We start from the raw sequence: 17,394 nt of genomic DNA, 5'->3' as shown, positions 1-17,394 counted from the left end.
GTCGGCTTGTGCCCCCGGGGCGGGGGGGGGGGCGGGGGGGCCCCCCGGGGGGGCGGGGGGGGGGGGGGGGGGGGGGGCGCCCCCCCCCCCCCCCCACGCCCGGGAGGCGCAGGCCTCGTGCAGGGCGGCGGAGGCCGCGCGCTCCTCCAGGGCGTTGAAGCGGGCGAGGCCGCCAGGTGTCGTACTCGACGTCACGGGAGCCTCCGTGGCCTTGTGCTGGACGGGCTGCGGATCAGCTAACGCCCTCGGAAACACCACGTCAACACTTTGTTGAAAACTTCGGGTTACAAAAACCGCCGCCCGATCGAGCCGGACGGCGGCGGGTGACGGCAGGCGGACCCCTGCCGCGCTGAGACGCGTTTTCGCTGGTCAGGCGTCCTTTTCGCGATTCAGATAGTTGTAGACGGTGAACCGGCTCACGCCGAGCGCGCTCGCCACGGTCTCCACACCGTGCCGCACGGAAAAGGCCCCGCGCGCTTCCAGTATGCGCACGATCTCCTGCTTCGCCTTCCGGTCGAGCTCCGCGAGCGGCTTGCCCCGCTTGCGTTCCAGGGCGGCGAGGATGTGGTCGAGCGAGTCGGCGAGCTGGGGCAGGCGCACGGCGACGACGTCCGCGCCCTCCCAGGACAGCACGACGTCGTCGACGCCGGCCTGCTCGGGCGCCAGCATCTCGCCCCCCATGGCGTCGACCAGCGGCTTGACCGCCGCGACGAAGGGGTCCTCCCCGATTCCGGTCACTTATCGCCCTCCCCGGCGGCGCCCACGACGTTCACCTGGAGGGAGACGCGGGTGGCGCCCGCCTCCAGAGCCTTGCGCAGCAGATCGTCGACGGCGGTGAGCACGGCGCCGGCGCCGCCTTCCGCGGTGTTGCCGAACGGGCCGACGTCCACGGCGTCCAGTTCGGCCGCCTCGATGACCTCACGGGCGACCAGCGCGTGCCGCGGCGGCTCGTCGAGGTCGAAGGGCTCGGTCGTGAACTCCACTCTCAATCGCACGGGCTCAACCTACTGCGCGCCGCGGACATCCCGGCAGCCCCCTCGAACCCGAGCCGGCCACGCGGGCCGCTTTCCCCGGCACCCCCTTGACAAGCTCCGGCACCCGACGGCAATCTTCCATTAAGCAGAAATGAACTTCCGCCATACGGAATCACTCGAACCGCCGGCCCGGCCGACAGCTCGGCCGCCAGCACGGAAGGGAGCGCCGACCCCATGGGATTCGCCGACCAGCGCTTCAACGTCAACCTGTCGATCCTCTTCACGGAACTCCCGCTCCTGGAGCGCCCCGCGGCCGCCGCCGCGGCGGGCTTCACCGCGGTCGAGCTGTGGTGGCCCTGGGTCGACTCCCCCACGCCCGAGCAGTCCGAGCTCGACGCCCTGAAGAAGGCGATCGAGGACGCGGGCGTCCGGCTGACCGGGCTGAACTTCTACGCCGGCCGGCTGCCCGGCCCCGACCGGGGCGCCCTGTCGATCCCGGGCGAGGAGTCGGAGAGGTTCCGCGCCAACATCGACGTGGCCGCCGACTTCGCCGGGTCGCTGGGCTGCGGGGCGCTCAACGCCCTGTACGGCAACCGCGTCGAGGGCGTGGACCCGGCCGAACAGGACGCGCTCGCGCTGGAGAACCTGGTCCTCGCGGCCCGGGCCGCGGACCGGATCGGCGCGATCCTCCTCGTCGAGACCCTCAACCGGCCGGAGTCACCGCTCTACCCGCTGGTGACCGCCCCGGCCGGCGTCGACATCGTCGACCAGGTCAACCGGGCGACCGGCCTCGGCAACGCCAGGTTCCTCATGGACCTGTACCACCTCTCCATGAACGGCGAGGACCTGCCGCAGGTGATCGCCGCCTACGCCGACCGGACCGGCCATGTGCAGATCGCCGACAACCCCGGCCGCGGCGCCCCGGGCACCGGCACCCTCCCGCTGGAGGAACTCCTCGACGAGCTGGCCAAGGCCGGTTACGAGGGCTGGGTCGGCCTGGAGTACAAGCCGGGCGACCGGCCGAGCGCGGAGGCCTTCGACTGGCTGCCCGCCGACGTCCGGGCCGCCCGCTGAGCGGCACCCCCAACACGCAGCAGGGATTTCAGAGAGGCACCCTCATGAGCAACGACAACCTCCCCAAGGTGGCCTGGATCGGTCTCGGCATCATGGGCTCGCCCATGTCGGAGAACCTGATCAAGGCCGGGTACGACGTCACCGGCTTCACGCTGGAACAGGACAAGCTGGAGCGCCTGGCCGCCGCGGGCGGCACCGCCGCCGCCTCGATCGCCGAGGCCGTGCGTGACGCCGACGTGGTGATCACGATGGTGCCCGCCTCCCCGCAGGTCGAGGCCATCGCGTACGGCCCCGACGGCATCCTGGAGAACGTGAGGTCCGGCGCGCTGCTGGTCGACATGTCCTCGATCACCCCGCAGACCTCGGTCGACCTGGCGGAGGCGGCGAAGGACAAGGGCGTCCGCGTCCTCGACGCCCCCGTGTCCGGCGGCGAGGCCGGTGCGATCGAGGCCGTACTGTCGATCATGGTCGGCGGCGAGCAGGCCGACTTCGACGAGGCGGAGCCGATCTTCGAGGCGCTCGGCAGGACCGTCGTGCTGTGCGGCCCGAACGGCTCGGGCCAGACCGTGAAGGCGGCCAACCAGCTGATCGTCGCCGTGAACATCCAGGCGTGCGCCGAGGCCGTGGTCTTCCTGGAGAAGTCCGGCGTGGACCTCAAGGCCGCGCTCGACGTCCTCGGCGGCGGTCTCGCGGGCTCCACCGTGCTGGCCCGCAAGAAGGACAACTTCCTGAACCGCGACTTCAAGCCCGGCTTCCGCATCGACCTGCACCACAAGGACATGGGCATCGTCACGGACGCCGCCCGCACGGTGGGTGCCGCGCTTCCGGTCGGCGCCGTGGTGGCCCAGCTCGTCGCGAGCCTGCGCGCCCAGGGCGACGGCGGCCTGGATCACTCCGCGCTGCTGCGCGCGGTCGAGCGGCTCTCCGGCGCTCAGATCTGAACCACGGCGGGGAACCGGCCCGGAACCGGCGGGGAGCCCGCCGACGACCGGCCGGACCCTGCCCGGGCCCCTGCCTCACGGGCCCCGACCTCCGGGCCGCGGTGGCGCTGACACCTGTCCTGTCGCGCCCAGGCGCCGCCGCGGCCCGGATCTTCCTTCGACAAACGAACCTCGCCCACTTCCACGCCGCGGACCCCGAGTACGGCAAGCGGGTGGAGGAGGCGGTCCACGCCCTGCGCGAGGACCGAGAACCCGACTCGCGTGCCGCCCTTGACGGGAGGTCAGGACGGTACGCGTAGCCCGCGGTGGATCGAGCGGCCCCGGATGAGGGGTGGCCGCGCGACAGGCCCGCGGGCGGGGCGAGGACCGCGGCGGCATGCGAGCCAGTGCGGTGGTGAAGGTCCCGGTACCCGCTTCTCGACCTGAGGGAAGCGGCGTCACGGTTCCGTCGCATCCGTCGCGGTCCCAGCCACACCGGCCCACCAGGGCCCGCCCACTCCGTCCGGCGGCGCGAAACGTACTGTCGCGCCCAGGCTCGCGCCGTCGGACGGCAACAGCCCCTGCCTCACCGGCGGAGCGCCGGGTACGGACGGTCCCGTACCCGGCGCGCCGCCGTTCCGTGCGCGGCGGACCGGGCCTCCGGGTGCGGATTCCGGCCGCGCGCAGCAGCCTGGGACCATGGAGGCTGACGGCATGGAACTTCCCAGGATCGTGGTGCACACACCGGCGCTGGACGGATCGCGGCGGGTCACCGAGGGCGACCGGGTGCTCGGCATCGCGTACCACCTCGACGACGTCGTCGAGATCCTGCGCCAAGCGGACGTCGACCTCGACGCGATCGAGGTCGAGGAGAGCGACATCATCGAGTGGCAGGGCGGCGGCCCCGACGACTGGCCCGGCCTCTCGGAGCACACGGACGGATGAGGTCGAGGGCCACGGGCACGGCCCGCCGCCCCGGCACGTGCCGCCCGACACAAGCCGCGCGACACGCGCCGCGAGCCGCGAGCCGCGAGCCGAAACGGGCGGCAAACGGACTCCAGACATACGCAAGCGGGCGTAGAACGCCTACGGAACCCTCAAATCAACCTCTGAACACTGCCCCAGGGGCTTCTCCTCCCGCCGAATGAGGCACATTCTCGGCACACGGGGCCCGCCGGCACGGGGGCGGCGGGTCCCGAACGGGGGAAGCACGGGGGCACGGGGGCACGGGGGAAGGCACCATGAGCGGGAGCGCGGCGGTCGGGCCCAGGCCTCAGACCGTCGCGCTGCTGCGTGAGGACCCCCATCGGGCCGCGAGGGTCACCGCGCTCGCCCCGCGTCCGCGGGACACGGCGGCGGGCCGGACCGGCCTCGGCCGTGCGGCGGAGCAGGCACCGCCCCGGAGCGATGAAGACGGCGGCGGCTGCCGCATCGGCTTCACATACGACGGGGCCGGCTGGGGCTCCGGAGGCGGCTCGTACTGACCGCCCGCGGGTCCTTCAGGAACGGCAGGATGTGCCGCAGGAAGAGATCCGGGCGCTCGTTGTACGGCTCGTGGGCCGTGGGCAGCAGAACGCTCAACGTCCCTGCGGGGAGCATGCGTTGGGCACGGCGGCCGTCGAGGAGAGCGGGGACGACCGGGTCGCGGCTCCCCCACACGAGCAGGATCGGCAGATCCAGGGCGGCGGGGTCGGCGAGGCCGAAGTCCGGATCGGCGAGACCACGCCAGACGGCGCAGTGCACCGCCAGTCTCCGCTCGTCGTAGGGCAGTTGACGGACGCGGGCGTACGTCTCCCGGGCGCTCGGCGTGCCGAGCCGGCCCAGATAGGCGCGGGCCAGCGGGACGACCAGCCGGCGGGCACGGGCGGGACGGCCCATCACCTCGCGGCAGAACCAGCGGGTGAACGCGGAGGGCCGGGTGAAGCCGGCCGGGTCGACCAAAACCAGAGCGGCGACCGACGCGGCGCGGGGGCCCTCGGCGAGGCGGCAGGCGACATAGCCGCCGACGCTGTTGCCGAGCACGGCGACCTCCCGCACGCCCTGCTCCTCGGCGAGCGCGTCGATCACCCGCTCCGCGACCTCCACCAGCCCCTCGGGAGTGACCCGGCCGGGTTCGGGCGCGGTGGAGTCGCCGTATCCGGGCCAGTCCACGACGAACGTGCGGTACCGGTCGGCGAGGGCGGGCAGCACGGCGTCGAAGTCACGGCCGTCCCCGGGATTGGCGTGCAGAAGCAGCAGCGCGGGGGCGTCGGGCGGGACGGAGGTCCCCTCCGGCCGGGCGCAGGGATACGGGGGGAAGCAGCGTACGGCGATGTCGCCGAGGGGGGTGGGGACGGTCATCCGCATGGGGCGAGCATGCCGGACCCGCCCGCGCCTGGGAACAACGCGCGAGGGCGGCCCGTCCCTCGGGGTGGGCCGCCCTCGCGTGCGAACGAGCGCGTTCGTCAGACCTTCAGCGTCCGGATCGCGGTGGGCGCGTGGCCCGGCTCGGTCGCGATCTCCTCGAACTCCACGACGTTCCCGATGTCGTTCGTCCTGCTCATGGCGATGTTGGTGACGCGCTCCAGGATCGCCTCGACGACGACCGGGACCCGGAACTCGGCGGCGAGCTTCTTGGCCTGCTCGAAGGCGGCGCCGAGTTCACCCGGGTCGGTGACCCGGATCGCCTTGCAGCCGAGGCCCTCGACGACCTTGATGTGGTCGACGCCATAGACGCCCAGCTCGGGGGAGTTGATGTTCTCGAACTCCAGATTGACCTGGAAGTTGATGTCCAGGCCGATCTGCGCCTGCCGGATCAGGCCCAAGTAGGCGTTGTTCACCAGGACATGGACGTACGGGATCCTGTGCTGGGCACCGACGGCCAGTTCCTCGATCATGAACTGGAAGTCGTAGTCGCCGGAGAGGGCGACCACCTGCGCGTCCGGATCGGCCTTGGCGACGCCGAGCGCGGCCGGGATGGTCCAGCCGAGCGGGCCCGCCTGGCCGCAGTTGATCCAGTGGCGGGGCCGGTAGACGTGCAGCATCTGGGCGCCGGCGATCTGCGAGAGGCCGATGGTGGTGACGTACCGGGTCTCCGGGCCGAAGGCCTTGTTCATCTCCTCGTAGACGCGCTGCGGCTTGATCGGGATGTCGTCGAAGTGCGTCCGGCGCTGGAGGGTGGCCCGCTTCTCCTGCGCGGAGGCCGCCCACACGGAGCGGTCGGGGAGTCCGCCCGCCGCCTTCAACTCCCTTGCCACCTCGACGAAGAGCTCCAGCGCCGCCTTGGCGTCGGAGGCGATGGCGTAGTCGGGTGCGAAGATCCTGCCGAGCTGGGTGGGCTCGATGTCGACGTGCACGAACTTCCGTCCGGCCGTGTAGACGTCCAGCTTGCCGGTGTGCCGGTTGGCCCAGCGGTTGCCGATACCGAGGACGAAGTCGGACTCCAGGAAGGTCGCGTTGCCGTAGCGGTGCGAGGTCTGGAGGCCCACCATGCCCGCGTTGAGCTCGTGGTCGTCGGGCAGCACGCCCCAGCCCATGAGCGTCGGGACGACCGGAGTGCCCGTCAACTCGGCGAACTCGACGAGGAGTTCGGTGGCGTCGGCGTTGATGACACCGCCGCCGGCCACGATCAGCGGGCGTTCGGAGGCGTTCAGCAGCCCGATCGCCTTCTCGATCTGGGCACGGGTCGCGGCGGGCTTGTAGGCCTGGAGCGGCTCGTAGGTCTCGGGGTCGAACTCGATCTCGGTGAGCTGGACGTCGATCGGCAGGTCGATGAGGACCGGCCCGGGACGCCCGGAGCGCATGAGGTGGAACGCCTGCTGGAACACGCCGGGAACCTGCGCGGCCTCCAGCACGGTGACGGCCGTCTTCGTCACGGGCTTGGCGATCGACGCGATGTCGACGGCCTGGAAATCCTCTTTGTGGATCACCGCGGTCGGCGCCTGGCCGGTGATGCACAGGATCGGGATCGAGTCGCCGGTCGCGGAGTAGAGGCCGGTGATCATGTCGGTTCCGGCGGGGCCCGACGTACCGATGCAGACGCCGATGTTGCCCGGGTGTGTGCGGGTGTAGCCCTCCGCCATGTGCGAGGCACCCTCGACATGCCGGGCGAGGGTGTGGCTGATCCCGCCGGACGCCTCGAGCGCCGCGTAGAAGGGGTTGATCGCCGCACCCGGGACGCCGAACGCGTCGCTGACGCCCTCGCGCTTGAGGATCTCGACTGCCGCGCGGGCAGCGGTCATACGAGCCATGGAGTACTCCTGCTTCGGCTGTCGGATTCGCGCTTCCGTCGCGCCCCGCGGAGAGCCACAATTCCGTATTGCGGAAACTAACTTCTACCATCTGGAAGCAATGTAGGCGCCGTGGCAAGGAGCGTCAAGGGCGGGCCCCGCGACCGATCGGGCCGGTGGACGTCACGCCGTTTCGCTGCCGGACGCCGCCCGGCAGGAGGACGATGGACGCGCCGACCCGACGCGACCTCCTGGAGTGGGCCATGGCAGAGAGCGTGCCGGTGCGGTGCCCGGCCTGCCGCCGCGAGCACCTGTACGCGGCTCCGTCCTATCCCTGTGTGTGCGGAGCGCCCGTGACGACCCCGCTCGACCGCCTCGCGGAGCCGACCCCCGTCACCCACCGCGCGTGGGACGAGGACTGGGCCGAGGTCCGCTGCGAGGCGTGCGGCCACGAGACCCAGTGGCCCCACCCGGAACTGGGCTGCCCCTGCGGAACGACGCTGCGGATTCCGGTACGAGGGGTACGAGCCGTCCACCGGCCGGGCAGGGCGGAGTCGACACCGGGCGCCACCGAGGCCGGCACCGCGCGCCGCAACGACACCGACGCGTCGGCGCGGGGCGGCGACGGGGGCGGCCGCCGGAACACCGCCGCAGAGAGGCGGCGGGACGGCGACGAGGCCGGTCCTCCGGGCGGAGGCCGGAACAGCCTTCCGGCCGGAGTCGAGGCCGAGGATCAGGACACCGGCCGGGACAGGGGCCCCGGCGCCGACCGGGGCGCGGAGCGGGACCGGGACGCCGGGGCCGACGCGACGCGGGACAGCCGCCGGGGCCGGGCCCCGGACCGGGACACGAGAGCCGACGAGCCTCGGGGCGGCGACGAGGCCGGCCCTGCGGACAGGGCCGAGGCCGACGACGGTCGGGACAGCTCTCGGGCCGGAGCCGAAGCCGGTCACCAGGACCGCGGCCGGGACCGGACCGTCGGCCGGGGCGGCGAGCGGGAACGGAGTGCCGAGGTCGGTGCGACGCCGGGTGCCGGACGGCGCGGGCGTGATGAGTCGCCCGCCCGCCGACCGGCGTTCCGGCCGGTCACCATCCGTACGGCCCGCGACGCCGTCACCGCCACCGCGCTCTATCTGCACTGGCTGGGCTACCGCGACATCCGGCGCGCGGACCAGCGGCCCCCGTCCGGGATCGGGCTCGCCGCGCGCGGCATCCTGGCCCAGGTGGCCCCCACCGTGCGACCGGCCTCACTGCGCGACGTGGAGTGCCTGTGGCTGACGGCCATGACGGAGTCGGCGGACTGCGTGTTCTTCTCCCTCGCGGGCTACGCCGACGACGCCCGTGCCCGCGCCGACACGCTCGGCGTCCCCCTGTTCGTCCTGGACCTCACGGGCACCCCGCAGCCGGTGAACAGCCCGGCCGACGACCTCGTCGCCGTCACGGACTGACCACCGGACACGGACACCCAGCGCGTCTACTCCGCGTACGTCTCCCGCAGTTCGATCTTCCGCACCTTCCCCGACACCGTCATCGGGAAGGCCTCCAGGACGCGCAGCCGGCTGGGGATCTTGTAGTGCGCCAGCCGGCCCTCGCAGAAGGAGCGCAGCTCGTCCAGGGTCAGCGGGTCGGCCGGATCGCGCGGGATGACACAGGCGAGCACTTCCTCGCCGTAGCGCTCGTGGGGGATGCCGACCACCTGGACGTCGGCGATCTTGGGGTGGGCGTACAGGAACTCCTCGATCTCGCGCGGGTAGATGTTCTCGCCGCCGCGGATGATCATGTCCTTGATGCGGCCGACGATCTCCACATAACCGTCCTCGCGCATCATCGCCAGGTCCCCGGTGTGCATCCAGCGCGCGGGGTCGACGGCCTCGGCGGTCTTCTCGGGTTCGTTCCAGTAGCCGAGCATGACGCTGTATCCGCGGGTGCACAGCTCTCCGGCGCTGCCGCGCGGACGGGTCACGCCGTCCACCGGGTCGACCACCTTCACCTCAAGATGTGGCAGGACCCGGCCGACCGTGCCCGTGCGGTGTTCCAGGTCGTCGTCCCGGCGGGTCTGGAGCGAGACGGGCGAGGTCTCCGTCATGCCGTAGCAGATGGACACCTCCTCCATGTGCATCTCGGCGACCACCCGTTTCATCACCTCGACCGGACAGGGCGAGCCCGCCATGATGCCGGTGCGCAGGGTGGACAGGTCGTACGTCGCGAAGTCGGGGAGGTTCAACTCCGCGATGAACATGGTGGGTACACCGTAGAGCGACGTGCACCGCTCCTGCTGCACGGCCGTCAATGTCGCCGCCGGGTCGAACGACGGGGCGGGGATGACCATGCACGCGCCGTGCGAGGTGGCGGCCAGATTCCCCATGACCATGCCGAAACAGTGGTAGAACGGCACGGGGATGCAGACCCGGTCCTGCTCGGAATAGGCGAGCAACTCACCTACGAAATAACCGTTGTTGAGGATGTTGTGGTGGGAGAGCGTGGCCCCCTTCGGGAAGCCGGTCGTCCCCGAGGTGTACTGGATGTTGATGGGGTCGTCGCAGGACAGCTCGCTCGCGCGGACGTGCAGGTCCTCGTACAGGTCAGGGGCTCCGCGCCCGAGCAGCGCGTCCCAGCTCGGGTCGCCGATGTAGACGGTCTCCCTCAACCACGGGCACCTGCCCCGCACTTCCTCGACCATCGCGCGGTAGTCGCTGGTCTTGTGGCTGAGGGAGGCGAAGAGCAGCGAGATCCCGGCCTGGTCGAGGACGTACGCGACCTCGTGGGTGCGGTAGGCCGGATTGATGTTCACCATGATCGCGCCGATGCGGGCGGTGGCGTACTGGACGAGCACCCACTCCGGGCAGTTGACCGCCCAGATGCCCACCCGGTCGCCCTTGGCGATGCCGGCGGCGAGCAGCGCGCACGCCAACTCGTCCACCTCGGCGCCGAATCGGGCGTACGTCCAGCGCCGCCCGGAGGGCACGTCGACCAGCGCCTCGCGGTCCGGCCAGGCCCGCACCGCGCGGTCGAGGTCGGCCCCGATGGTGTCGCCGAGCAGCGCGGTGCCGCTCGTCCCGTGTGCGTACGACAGCTCACTCACCGGAAGTCCTCCTCGCGGTACTCGGCGTCCGAGCCGGCGGCCGTGGCCTCGCGCAGCTCGATCCGGCGGATCTTGCCGGAGACGGTCTTGGGGAGCTCGCCGAACTCCAGGCGGCGGATGCGCTTGTACGGAGCGAGCACCGAACGCGCGTGCTCGAAGAGCACCTTGGCGGTGTCGGGGCCCGGCTCGTACCCGGCCGCGAGGACGATGTACGCCTTCGGCACGGCGAGGCGCAGTTCGTCGGGGGCCGGGACCACGGCGGCCTCGGCGACCGCCTCGTGCTCCAGGAGGGCGCTCTCCAGCTCGAAGGGCGAGATCTTGTAGTCGGAGGCCTTGAACACGTCGTCGCTCCGGCCGACGTAGGTGATGTAGCCGTCGGCGTCGCGCGCCCCGATGTCGCCGGTGCGGTAGTAGCCGCCCGCCATCGCCTCCGCCGTACGGTCCGGGTCGCCGTGGTAGCCGGTCATCAGGCCCACGGGGTGCGCGGACAGATCGAGGGCGATCTCCCCCTCCACCGCGCCGGGCGCGCCCGACACCGGATCGAGCAGTTCGACGCGGAAGCCGGGACTGGGCCGGCCCATGGAGCCGGTCTTGAGCTGCTGGCCGGGGCTGTTGGACACCTGGACGGCGGTCTCCGTCTGCCCGAAGCCGTCCCGGATGGTGACGCCCCAGGAGCGCCGGACCTGCTCGATCACCTCGGGGTTCAGCGGCTCGCCCGCGGCGACGGCCTCGCGCGGCGGGGTGCCCAGCCGGCTCAGATCGGCCTGGATGAGCATGCGCCACACGGTGGGCGGGGCGCAGAAGGTGGTGACGCCTGCCCGGTCCATCTCCGCCATCAGACGGCTCGCGTCGAACCGCGTGTAGTTGTACAGGAAGACGGTCGCCTCCGCGTTCCACGGCGCGAAGAGATTCGACCAGGCGTGCTTGGCCCAGCCGGGCGAGGAGATGTTCAGGTGCACGTCACCGGGCTGGAGGCCGATCCAGTACATGGTGGCCAGGTGGCCGATCGGGTACGAGACGTGGGTGTGCTCCACCAGTTTGGGCCGGGCGGTGGTGCCCGAGGTGAAGTAGAGCATCAGCGGATCGTCGGCGTGGGTGGGTCCGTCCGGCTCGAACGCGGCATCGGCGGCGGCCGTCTCCTCGTACGCCTGCCAGCCGGGCCGGGGGCCGCCGACCGCGATGCGGGTGTAGCGGCCGGGCACCTCGTCGAACTTCGCGGTGTCCTCGGCCCGGGCGACGACGTGCCGCACCTGGCCGCGCTCGACCCGGTCGACCAGGTCGGCGGCGCCGAGCAGCGGGGTGGCCGGGATGACGACGGCGCGCAGTTTCATCGCGGCGAGGGCCGTCTCCCACAGCTCGACCTGGTTGCCGAGGATGACGAGGATGCGGTCCTCGGCGCGTACGCCCTGGGCGCGCAGCCAGTTGGCCACCCGGTCGGAGCGCTCGGACATCGCGGCGAACGAGACCTCGACGCGATCGCCGTCCTCCTCGACGAGGTGCAGGGCGGTGCGGTCGTTGTCCCGCGCGATGACGTCGAACCAGTCGAGGGCCCAGTTGAAGTGTTCCGGGCGAGGCCAGCTGAAGCCCTCGTAGGCCTTGGTGTACTCCGCGCGGTGTTCCAGCAGGAAGTCCCGCGCGGCGCGGAACGCGTCCGTCGTACCCGTCGTCGCCGTCATGTGTCCTCCTCGTTGCCGGACCGCCGCCTACCATCGTGTATTCCGTGATGCAGGTCTCACCACCCCCGAACGGGGGGTGCGCCGCGATGAAGGGGCGAGCAGGTGGCAGCAGACACAGCCGAGGCAGTGGAGATGCGGGGCGCGCTGGTGCGGCTGCGACGTGCGACGGGGCTCCCGGTCGCGTTCGGCGGCCTGGTCGACTCCGGCGGCCGGCTGGTGCGCATCAGCGAACTGAGCGGTACGGCGACGCCCGCGCTGAGCGCGCTGGCCGTCTCCTCCGGCAACGGTCTGGGCGGCAAGGCGGTGGCCCTCGCCCGGCCGTGCACGGTGAGCGACTACTCGGCGTCGCGGCAGATCAGCCACGAGTACGACGTGGCGGTGGCGACGGAGGGGCTCCGTTCCGTGCTCGCGGTTCCGGTCGTCGTACGGCGGCGGGTGCGCGGTGTGCTGTACGGCGCCCTGCGGACGGCTCAGCCCCTGGGCGACCGCACGCTGGGGGCGGCCGTCGCGGCGGCCCGTGACGTGGAGCAGGCGCTCGTCGTCCGGGACGAGGCCCGCGGTCTCCTCGCCCTCGCCCATGAGCCCGGCCCGGCGACGGGGGGCGCGGCGTGGGAGGAGGTGCGCGAGGCGCACGGGGCGCTGCGGGCGCTGGCCCCGCGGATCGCCGACCCCGCGCTGCGGGCCGAGCTCATCTCCGTGTGCGGCCGGCTGGCCGACGCGGCGGCACCCTCCGCGGGGGCCGCGCACGAGGTCGGACTCGCTCCCCGTGAGGTGGACGTCCTCGCCTGTGTCGCCGCGGGCGCCACCAACGCGGCCGCCGCCGAGCGGCTGGGACTCCGCCCGGAGACCGTGAAGGGGTATCTGCGCTCGGCGATGCGCAGGCTCGGCGCGCACACCCGCCTGGAGGCGGTCGTCGCCGCGCGCCGGGCCGGTGTACTGCCTTAGCACACCAGCCCTCCCGGCGCTCCTCATTCAATCCGACCGACATTGAAATGACTTATACGCTGTCGTTGTTATTTCCCTCACCACGCCGACTGTCCGAAATTCAAAGAGACACTGCCTAATATTGGCCGGGACACGCCACACGAGGGGAGCGGTGACCGTGCGAGGGGACTTCAACGAACCTGCGAGACCCCGCCCCGACCTGGTCATCGGCCGGGAGGGCCTCTTCGCGGGGGCACGCGAGCAGCTCTCCGGCGGCGGCAGTGTGCTCGTGCACGGGCCGGCCGGAATAGGAAAGTCGACCGTCCTGCGGGCGTTGGCCGCGGAATGCGCCGAATCGGCACGGACCGTCTTGCGCTGCTCGGCCACCGAGTCCGAATCCCATCTCCCCTTCCTCGCGCTGGCCGACCTCCTCGGCCTGGTCGTCGACGAGATCGCCGACCGGCTGCCCGCCCCGCAGCGCACCGCCCTGGAGTCGGCGCTCACCGGCCGCGGCGAATCCACCCTCCAGCGCGACGGTCTCGCGCTGCGGCTCGCGGTGCTCTCGGCGTTCCGCGCCCTGGCCGCCCAGGGGCCCGTACTGATCGTCGCCGACGACCTGCAGTGGCTCGACCCGGCCAGCGCCGAACTGCTCGGCTTCGCCGCCCGCAGGCTCGGCGGCACCCCGGTCCGCATGCTGTGCGCGGTCCGCACGGACACCGAACCCGGCTCACGGGACCACGATCGCTATCTACGCGCGTCCCCGCCGGAGACCCTGGCCCTGCGGGTCGCCCCGCTGGCCCGCGCCCATGTGGCCGAACTCCTCGGACAGCGCGGCTACACCGGCCTGCCCCGCTCCACCGTGCGCGACATCCACCGCACCAGCGGCGGCAACCCGCTCTTCGCCCTGGAGCTGGGCCGCGCCCTCGCCGAGTCCCCGACCCCGCCGAGCCCGGGCGAACCGCTGCCCGTGCCGACGTCGCTGCGCGCGCTCGTCCTCAGCCGCCTGGACATGCTGTCCGCCGAGGCGCGCCGCACCCTGCTGGTGGTGAGCGCGGGCGCCCGCCCGACCCTGGCCCTGCTGCACGCCGCGGGCCGGGAGAACGCCGAGGCGGACACGGCGTCGGCCGCCGCCCTCGGCCTCCTCGCCACCGAACGCGAGACGCCCGGCATCCGGTTCGCGCACCCCCTCGTCTCGGCCGCCCTGTACGCGGAGGCCGACGCCCAGGAGCGGCGCGCCGCGCACGCCGCACTGTCCCGCGCGGCCTCCGACCCCATCGAGCGGGCCCGGCACCTCGCCCTCGCCACCACCGGTACGGACCCCGCGGTCGCCGCCCGGCTCGGCGAGGCCGCGGCCGCCGCCCGCGACCGCGGGGCGCCCTCCGTCGCCGTCGGGCTCGGGCTGCTCGCCGCCCGGCACACACCGGCCGACACCCGGCCGGGCGCGGACGAACGGCGCCTGCAGGCGGCCGAGGACGCGCTGACGGCCGGGGAGACGGACCTCGCGCGGGACATCGCGCGCCAGGTGCTGGCCCGGGCCACCGCCCCGGCCGACCGGGTCCGGGCCTGGATGGTCGTCGTCGACGCCGCCGGACAGGCCATGGCCGAGATCGACGCCGTCTTCCCGCAGGCGCTCGCGGACGCGGGTGACGACCCCGGCCTGCTCGCCCTCGTCCGCTACCAACTCGCCTGGCGGGCCCTGCTCATGGACGGCGAGATGGCCAAGGCCCGTGAGGAGGCCGCCCGGGCGGCGCGGCTCGCGGCCCGCGCCGGGGACCGGCGCACCGAACTCCTCGCACTCGGCTTCCAGGCGCAGATGGAGACCCTGATGGGGCATCCGGACGCGCCGTCGACCATCCAGCGGGCGATGCGCGAGCCGCAGGACCCCCGGGTCGCCTGCGACCACAACGGCGCCGGAGCCGCCCGCTTCCGCTGGCTCATCATGGGCGACCGGCTCGCCGAGGCCCGTACGGCCATCACGGCACTGCTGCGCGAGGTGCAGCGGCGCGGCATGGTCGAGAGCGAACTGCACTTCCTGCGCGGCCTCGCCGAGACCGAGCTCCGCTCCGGTCACTGCGGCCGCGCCCTCGACCTGGCCCGGGAGAGCCTCAGGCTGGCCCGCGACACCGGCATCGGCGAGGCGGCCACCGCCATGTTCACCTCGCTCGCCGAGGCGGCGGGCGGTGACGTGGACCGGGCGCTCGCCCTCGCCCACGAGGCCGTGGACCGCGCCGAGGAGGACGGCGACCTGGTCTACCTCTCGCGCGCCCTGGGCGCCCTAGGGCACGCCCAGCTGGTCGCCGGGGACGCGTCGGCCGCGGTCCGTTCCCTGCGCCGGGTCAGGGAGCTGGAGGAGGGACTCGGTGTCGTCGACCCCGCCCGCGGCCGCTGGCACGGGGACCTCGCCGAGGCACTGGTCAGGATCGGCGAGATCGCGGAGGCGCAGGACGTCATCGACGTGACCCGCCGACGCGCTCTACGGCTGGAACGGGAGAGCGTGCTCGCGGTGCTCGACCGCGCCGAGGCCCTGGTCCGCGCCGCGCGCGGCGAACAGGGGCCCGCCGAACGCCAGTTGGCGTCCGCGCAGGACCGCCTCGGCAAGCTGGGCTACGGCCTGGAGGAGGCCCGCGCCGCGTACGCCCTCGCCGGTCTGCGCACCCTCTCCCAAGCTCCCGGCTCCACTCGCCCCGCCCCGGGACCCACCTCCTACGACGAGGCTGCCCGGTTGTTCCGCCGGTGCCGTGCGCTGCCCTGGCTCCGTCGGGTCGAGGCGGCGTCCACACCCCCTCCGGCCGCGCCGCCCCTCGCCTCCGCCGCCCTCGACACCCTCGCCGCGACCGAGCGCCAGGTCGCCGCCCTGGTCATGGAGGGCGCCACCAACCGCGAGATCGCCGCGCGGCTGTTCATCAGCGTCAAGACCGTGGAGGCCACCCTCACCCGGGTGTACCGGAAGCTGGGGATACGCTCCCGGGTGGACATCGTGCGGCTCGCGGCGGAACGCAGGCCCGACTGAACACCTTCCCGGCCGACGACCGGGAACGGTGAGCCGGTGAGACTCCGCGGCAGGGCGCGTCGACGCCGCGGGGACGCCAAAGCGGGTCGGCTCGCAGCCGGTTGGGCAACGGAGCGACGCCCGCGCCGAGTCGGCGAATCTCCGGAGTGGACCGGTCGGCCTCGGTGAAGGCCCTGGGCGGACGCCTCGAACTCGGGCAGGCTCCAGGGCGGGCCGCTCAGAACCGGTCGGGAGCCGGGACGCTACGGCGCCGAGTCGGCGAGGCTCCGTAGTAGGCCGGTCGGAGTCGGAAGGGGCGGGCGCCTCGAACGGGCCGCTCAGAACCGGTCGGGAGCCGGGACGCTACCGCCCGCGAGGCTCCGGAGTAGGCCAGTCGGCCTCGGTGAAGGTCCGGGGCGGGGCTGCTCGCTTCGGCTGAATGGACGTCAGCGGGCTTGGCGCCAGGGCCGGGAGCAACCGGGCGGTGCCCGTGTCAAACACGGCTCGCCCCGGGCAAGGGTTTTCCCTCCCCCACGCCCACTAGGGGGTTCCCTCATTGGTGAGAGCGGTCTCACGCCCTAGCGTGTGGACGTGCCGCTCGCTCGGGCACACGGCGCCCCACCCACAGGCGTCGTGCCTCACCCCCCACACCCGCGCGTCCCCCCACCGGCAACCTCCCAAGGAGACCCATGCTCGGGCTCAACCGCGCCAAGAAGACCGCCGCTGTGTGCGCGGCGACCGCTGCCGCCGCCGCTACCGCCCTGCTCGGCGCCCCCTCCGCCGCAGCCGCGCCCCAGCCGATCGTCGGCGGTACGACGACCACGACGACCGCGTACCCGTTCATGATGCAGATCACCGACGCGTCGCAGAACCAGTTCTGCGGAGGCACCCTGGTCGCCGCCAACAAGGTCGTGACCGCGGCTCACTGCATGGTGGGCGAGACCACGAGCAGCGTCCGCGTCGTGGGCGGAAGAACGTACCTCAACGGCACGAACGGCACCGTCAGCAAGGTCAGCAAGATCTGGATCAACCCCGGCTACACGGACGCCACCAACGGCGACGACGTGGCCGTACTGACCCTGTCGACGTCGATGTCGTACACGACGGCGAAGTACGTCTCCTCCTCGGACACCGGCGTGTACGCGACCGGCGCCACGGCCCGCATCATCGGCTGGGGCACCACCTCGGAGAACGGCAACTCCTCCAACCAGCTGCGCACCGCGACCGTCCCGATCGTGTCCAACTCCAGCTGCGCGAGCTCGTACGGCTCCGATTTCGTGGCCACCGACATGGTCTGCGCCGGGTACACCTCCGGCGGTGTCGACACCTGTCAGGGCGACAGCGGCGGGCCGCTCCTCATCGGCGGGGTGCTGGCCGGCATCACGTCCTGGGGCGAGGGTTGCGCGGAGGCCGGCTACCCGGGTGTGTACACCCGCCTGACGACGTTCTCCAGCCTGGTGACCACGCAGGTCAACTCGTAGTCATCGATGAACTCCTGAGTACCCCTCAGGTAAATACCGGGGGGCGTTGCGGGCCTCCACGAGCGG

Annotated in this window: 12 protein-coding genes and 2 pseudogenes; 7 read left to right on the top strand and 7 right to left on the bottom strand. The window is 72.7% G+C overall.

The window, feature by feature from the left end; genetic code table 11:
• Window positions 1-102: 102 nt before the first annotated feature.
• The 3 genes and pseudogenes from ACFWBT_RS24205 to ACFWBT_RS24195 form a co-directional block, all read right to left on the bottom strand.
• A pseudogene (locus tag ACFWBT_RS24205) lies at window positions 103-255 on the bottom strand (OHCU decarboxylase); the annotation flags it as partial.
• A gap of 114 nt (window positions 256-369) precedes the next feature.
• Window positions 370-738 carry a helix-turn-helix domain-containing protein gene (locus tag ACFWBT_RS24200; protein ID WP_385703804.1) on the bottom strand — a complete coding sequence of 123 codons (369 nt, stop codon included), beginning with the start codon at window positions 736-738 and terminating at the stop codon, window positions 370-372.
• Entirely contained in the window at window positions 735-995 is a 261-nt protein-coding gene (locus tag ACFWBT_RS24195; protein WP_385703802.1) for a hypothetical protein, read from the bottom strand. Before ACFWBT_RS24195 ends, ACFWBT_RS24200 begins: the two co-directional genes overlap by 4 nt.
• Window positions 996-1,208: 213 nt before the next feature.
• Between ACFWBT_RS24195 and ACFWBT_RS24190 the strand changes: the two genes are divergently transcribed.
• From ACFWBT_RS24190 to ACFWBT_RS24180, 3 genes are all read left to right on the top strand, one after another.
• Complete coding sequence (locus tag ACFWBT_RS24190; protein ID WP_385703800.1) at window positions 1,209-2,048, top strand: TIM barrel protein; 840 nt, start codon at window positions 1,209-1,211, stop codon at window positions 2,046-2,048.
• A 44-nt stretch (window positions 2,049-2,092) separates the two neighbouring features.
• Window positions 2,093-2,989: a 2-hydroxy-3-oxopropionate reductase gene (locus tag ACFWBT_RS24185; RefSeq protein ID WP_385703798.1), complete on the top strand. Its 897-nt coding sequence runs from the start codon at window positions 2,093-2,095 to the stop codon at window positions 2,987-2,989.
• Between the two features lie 693 nt (window positions 2,990-3,682).
• Window positions 3,683-3,913, top strand: coding sequence for a hypothetical protein (locus ACFWBT_RS24180; protein WP_266763713.1), 231 nt, complete (start codon window positions 3,683-3,685; stop codon window positions 3,911-3,913).
• A 492-nt stretch (window positions 3,914-4,405) separates the two neighbouring features.
• Here ACFWBT_RS24180 and ACFWBT_RS24175 read toward each other — a convergent pair whose 3' ends face one another.
• Together ACFWBT_RS24175 and gcl are read right to left on the bottom strand one after the other, a co-directional pair.
• The gene (locus tag ACFWBT_RS24175) at window positions 4,406-5,314 is read right to left on the bottom strand and encodes an alpha/beta fold hydrolase (protein ID WP_385703793.1); all 909 of its coding nucleotides are present in this window, start codon (window positions 5,312-5,314) and stop codon (window positions 4,406-4,408) included.
• Between the two features lie 98 nt (window positions 5,315-5,412).
• A complete protein-coding gene (gcl, locus tag ACFWBT_RS24170) occupies window positions 5,413-7,197 on the bottom strand; it encodes a glyoxylate carboligase (RefSeq protein ID WP_385703790.1) in 1,785 nt (594 codons plus the stop codon).
• Between the two features lie 1,043 nt (window positions 7,198-8,240).
• Between gcl and ACFWBT_RS24165 the strand changes: the two are divergent.
• Window positions 8,241-8,624, top strand: a pseudogene (locus ACFWBT_RS24165) (hypothetical protein); the annotation flags it as partial.
• A 26-nt stretch (window positions 8,625-8,650) separates the two neighbouring features.
• On the opposite strand, the gene ACFWBT_RS24160 reads toward ACFWBT_RS24165, so the two are convergent.
• Window positions 8,651-10,258 (bottom strand): AMP-binding protein, encoded by a 1,608-nt coding sequence (locus ACFWBT_RS24160; RefSeq protein WP_385703787.1) that lies wholly within the window; start codon window positions 10,256-10,258, stop codon window positions 8,651-8,653.
• The gene (locus ACFWBT_RS24155) at window positions 10,255-11,934 is read right to left on the bottom strand and encodes an AMP-binding protein (protein WP_385703785.1); all 1,680 of its coding nucleotides are present in this window, start codon (window positions 11,932-11,934) and stop codon (window positions 10,255-10,257) included. The genes ACFWBT_RS24160 and ACFWBT_RS24155 overlap by 4 nt, the downstream gene beginning before the upstream one ends.
• Before the next feature lie 132 nt (window positions 11,935-12,066).
• Between ACFWBT_RS24155 and ACFWBT_RS24150 the strand changes: the two genes are divergently transcribed.
• The 3 genes from ACFWBT_RS24150 (at window position 12,067) to ACFWBT_RS24140 (ending at window position 17,328) form a co-directional block, all read left to right on the top strand.
• Complete coding sequence (locus tag ACFWBT_RS24150; protein ID WP_385703836.1) at window positions 12,067-12,879, top strand: response regulator transcription factor; 813 nt, start codon at window positions 12,067-12,069, stop codon at window positions 12,877-12,879.
• 151 nt (window positions 12,880-13,030) lie between these two features.
• A complete protein-coding gene (locus ACFWBT_RS24145; RefSeq protein ID WP_385703782.1) occupies window positions 13,031-15,868 on the top strand; it encodes an AAA family ATPase in 2,838 nt (945 codons plus the stop codon).
• Between the two features lie 668 nt (window positions 15,869-16,536).
• A complete protein-coding gene (locus tag ACFWBT_RS24140) occupies window positions 16,537-17,328 on the top strand; it encodes a S1 family peptidase (RefSeq protein ID WP_385703780.1) in 792 nt (263 codons plus the stop codon).
• Window positions 17,329-17,394: the final 66 nt, after the last annotated feature.

Source organism: Streptomyces sp. NPDC060027, assembly GCF_042737005.1.
GTDB lineage: Bacteria > Actinomycetota > Actinomycetes > Streptomycetales > Streptomycetaceae > Streptomyces.
Note: the sequence above shows the minus strand (reverse complement) of the source record. Positions and strands in the feature narration are given on the sequence as shown.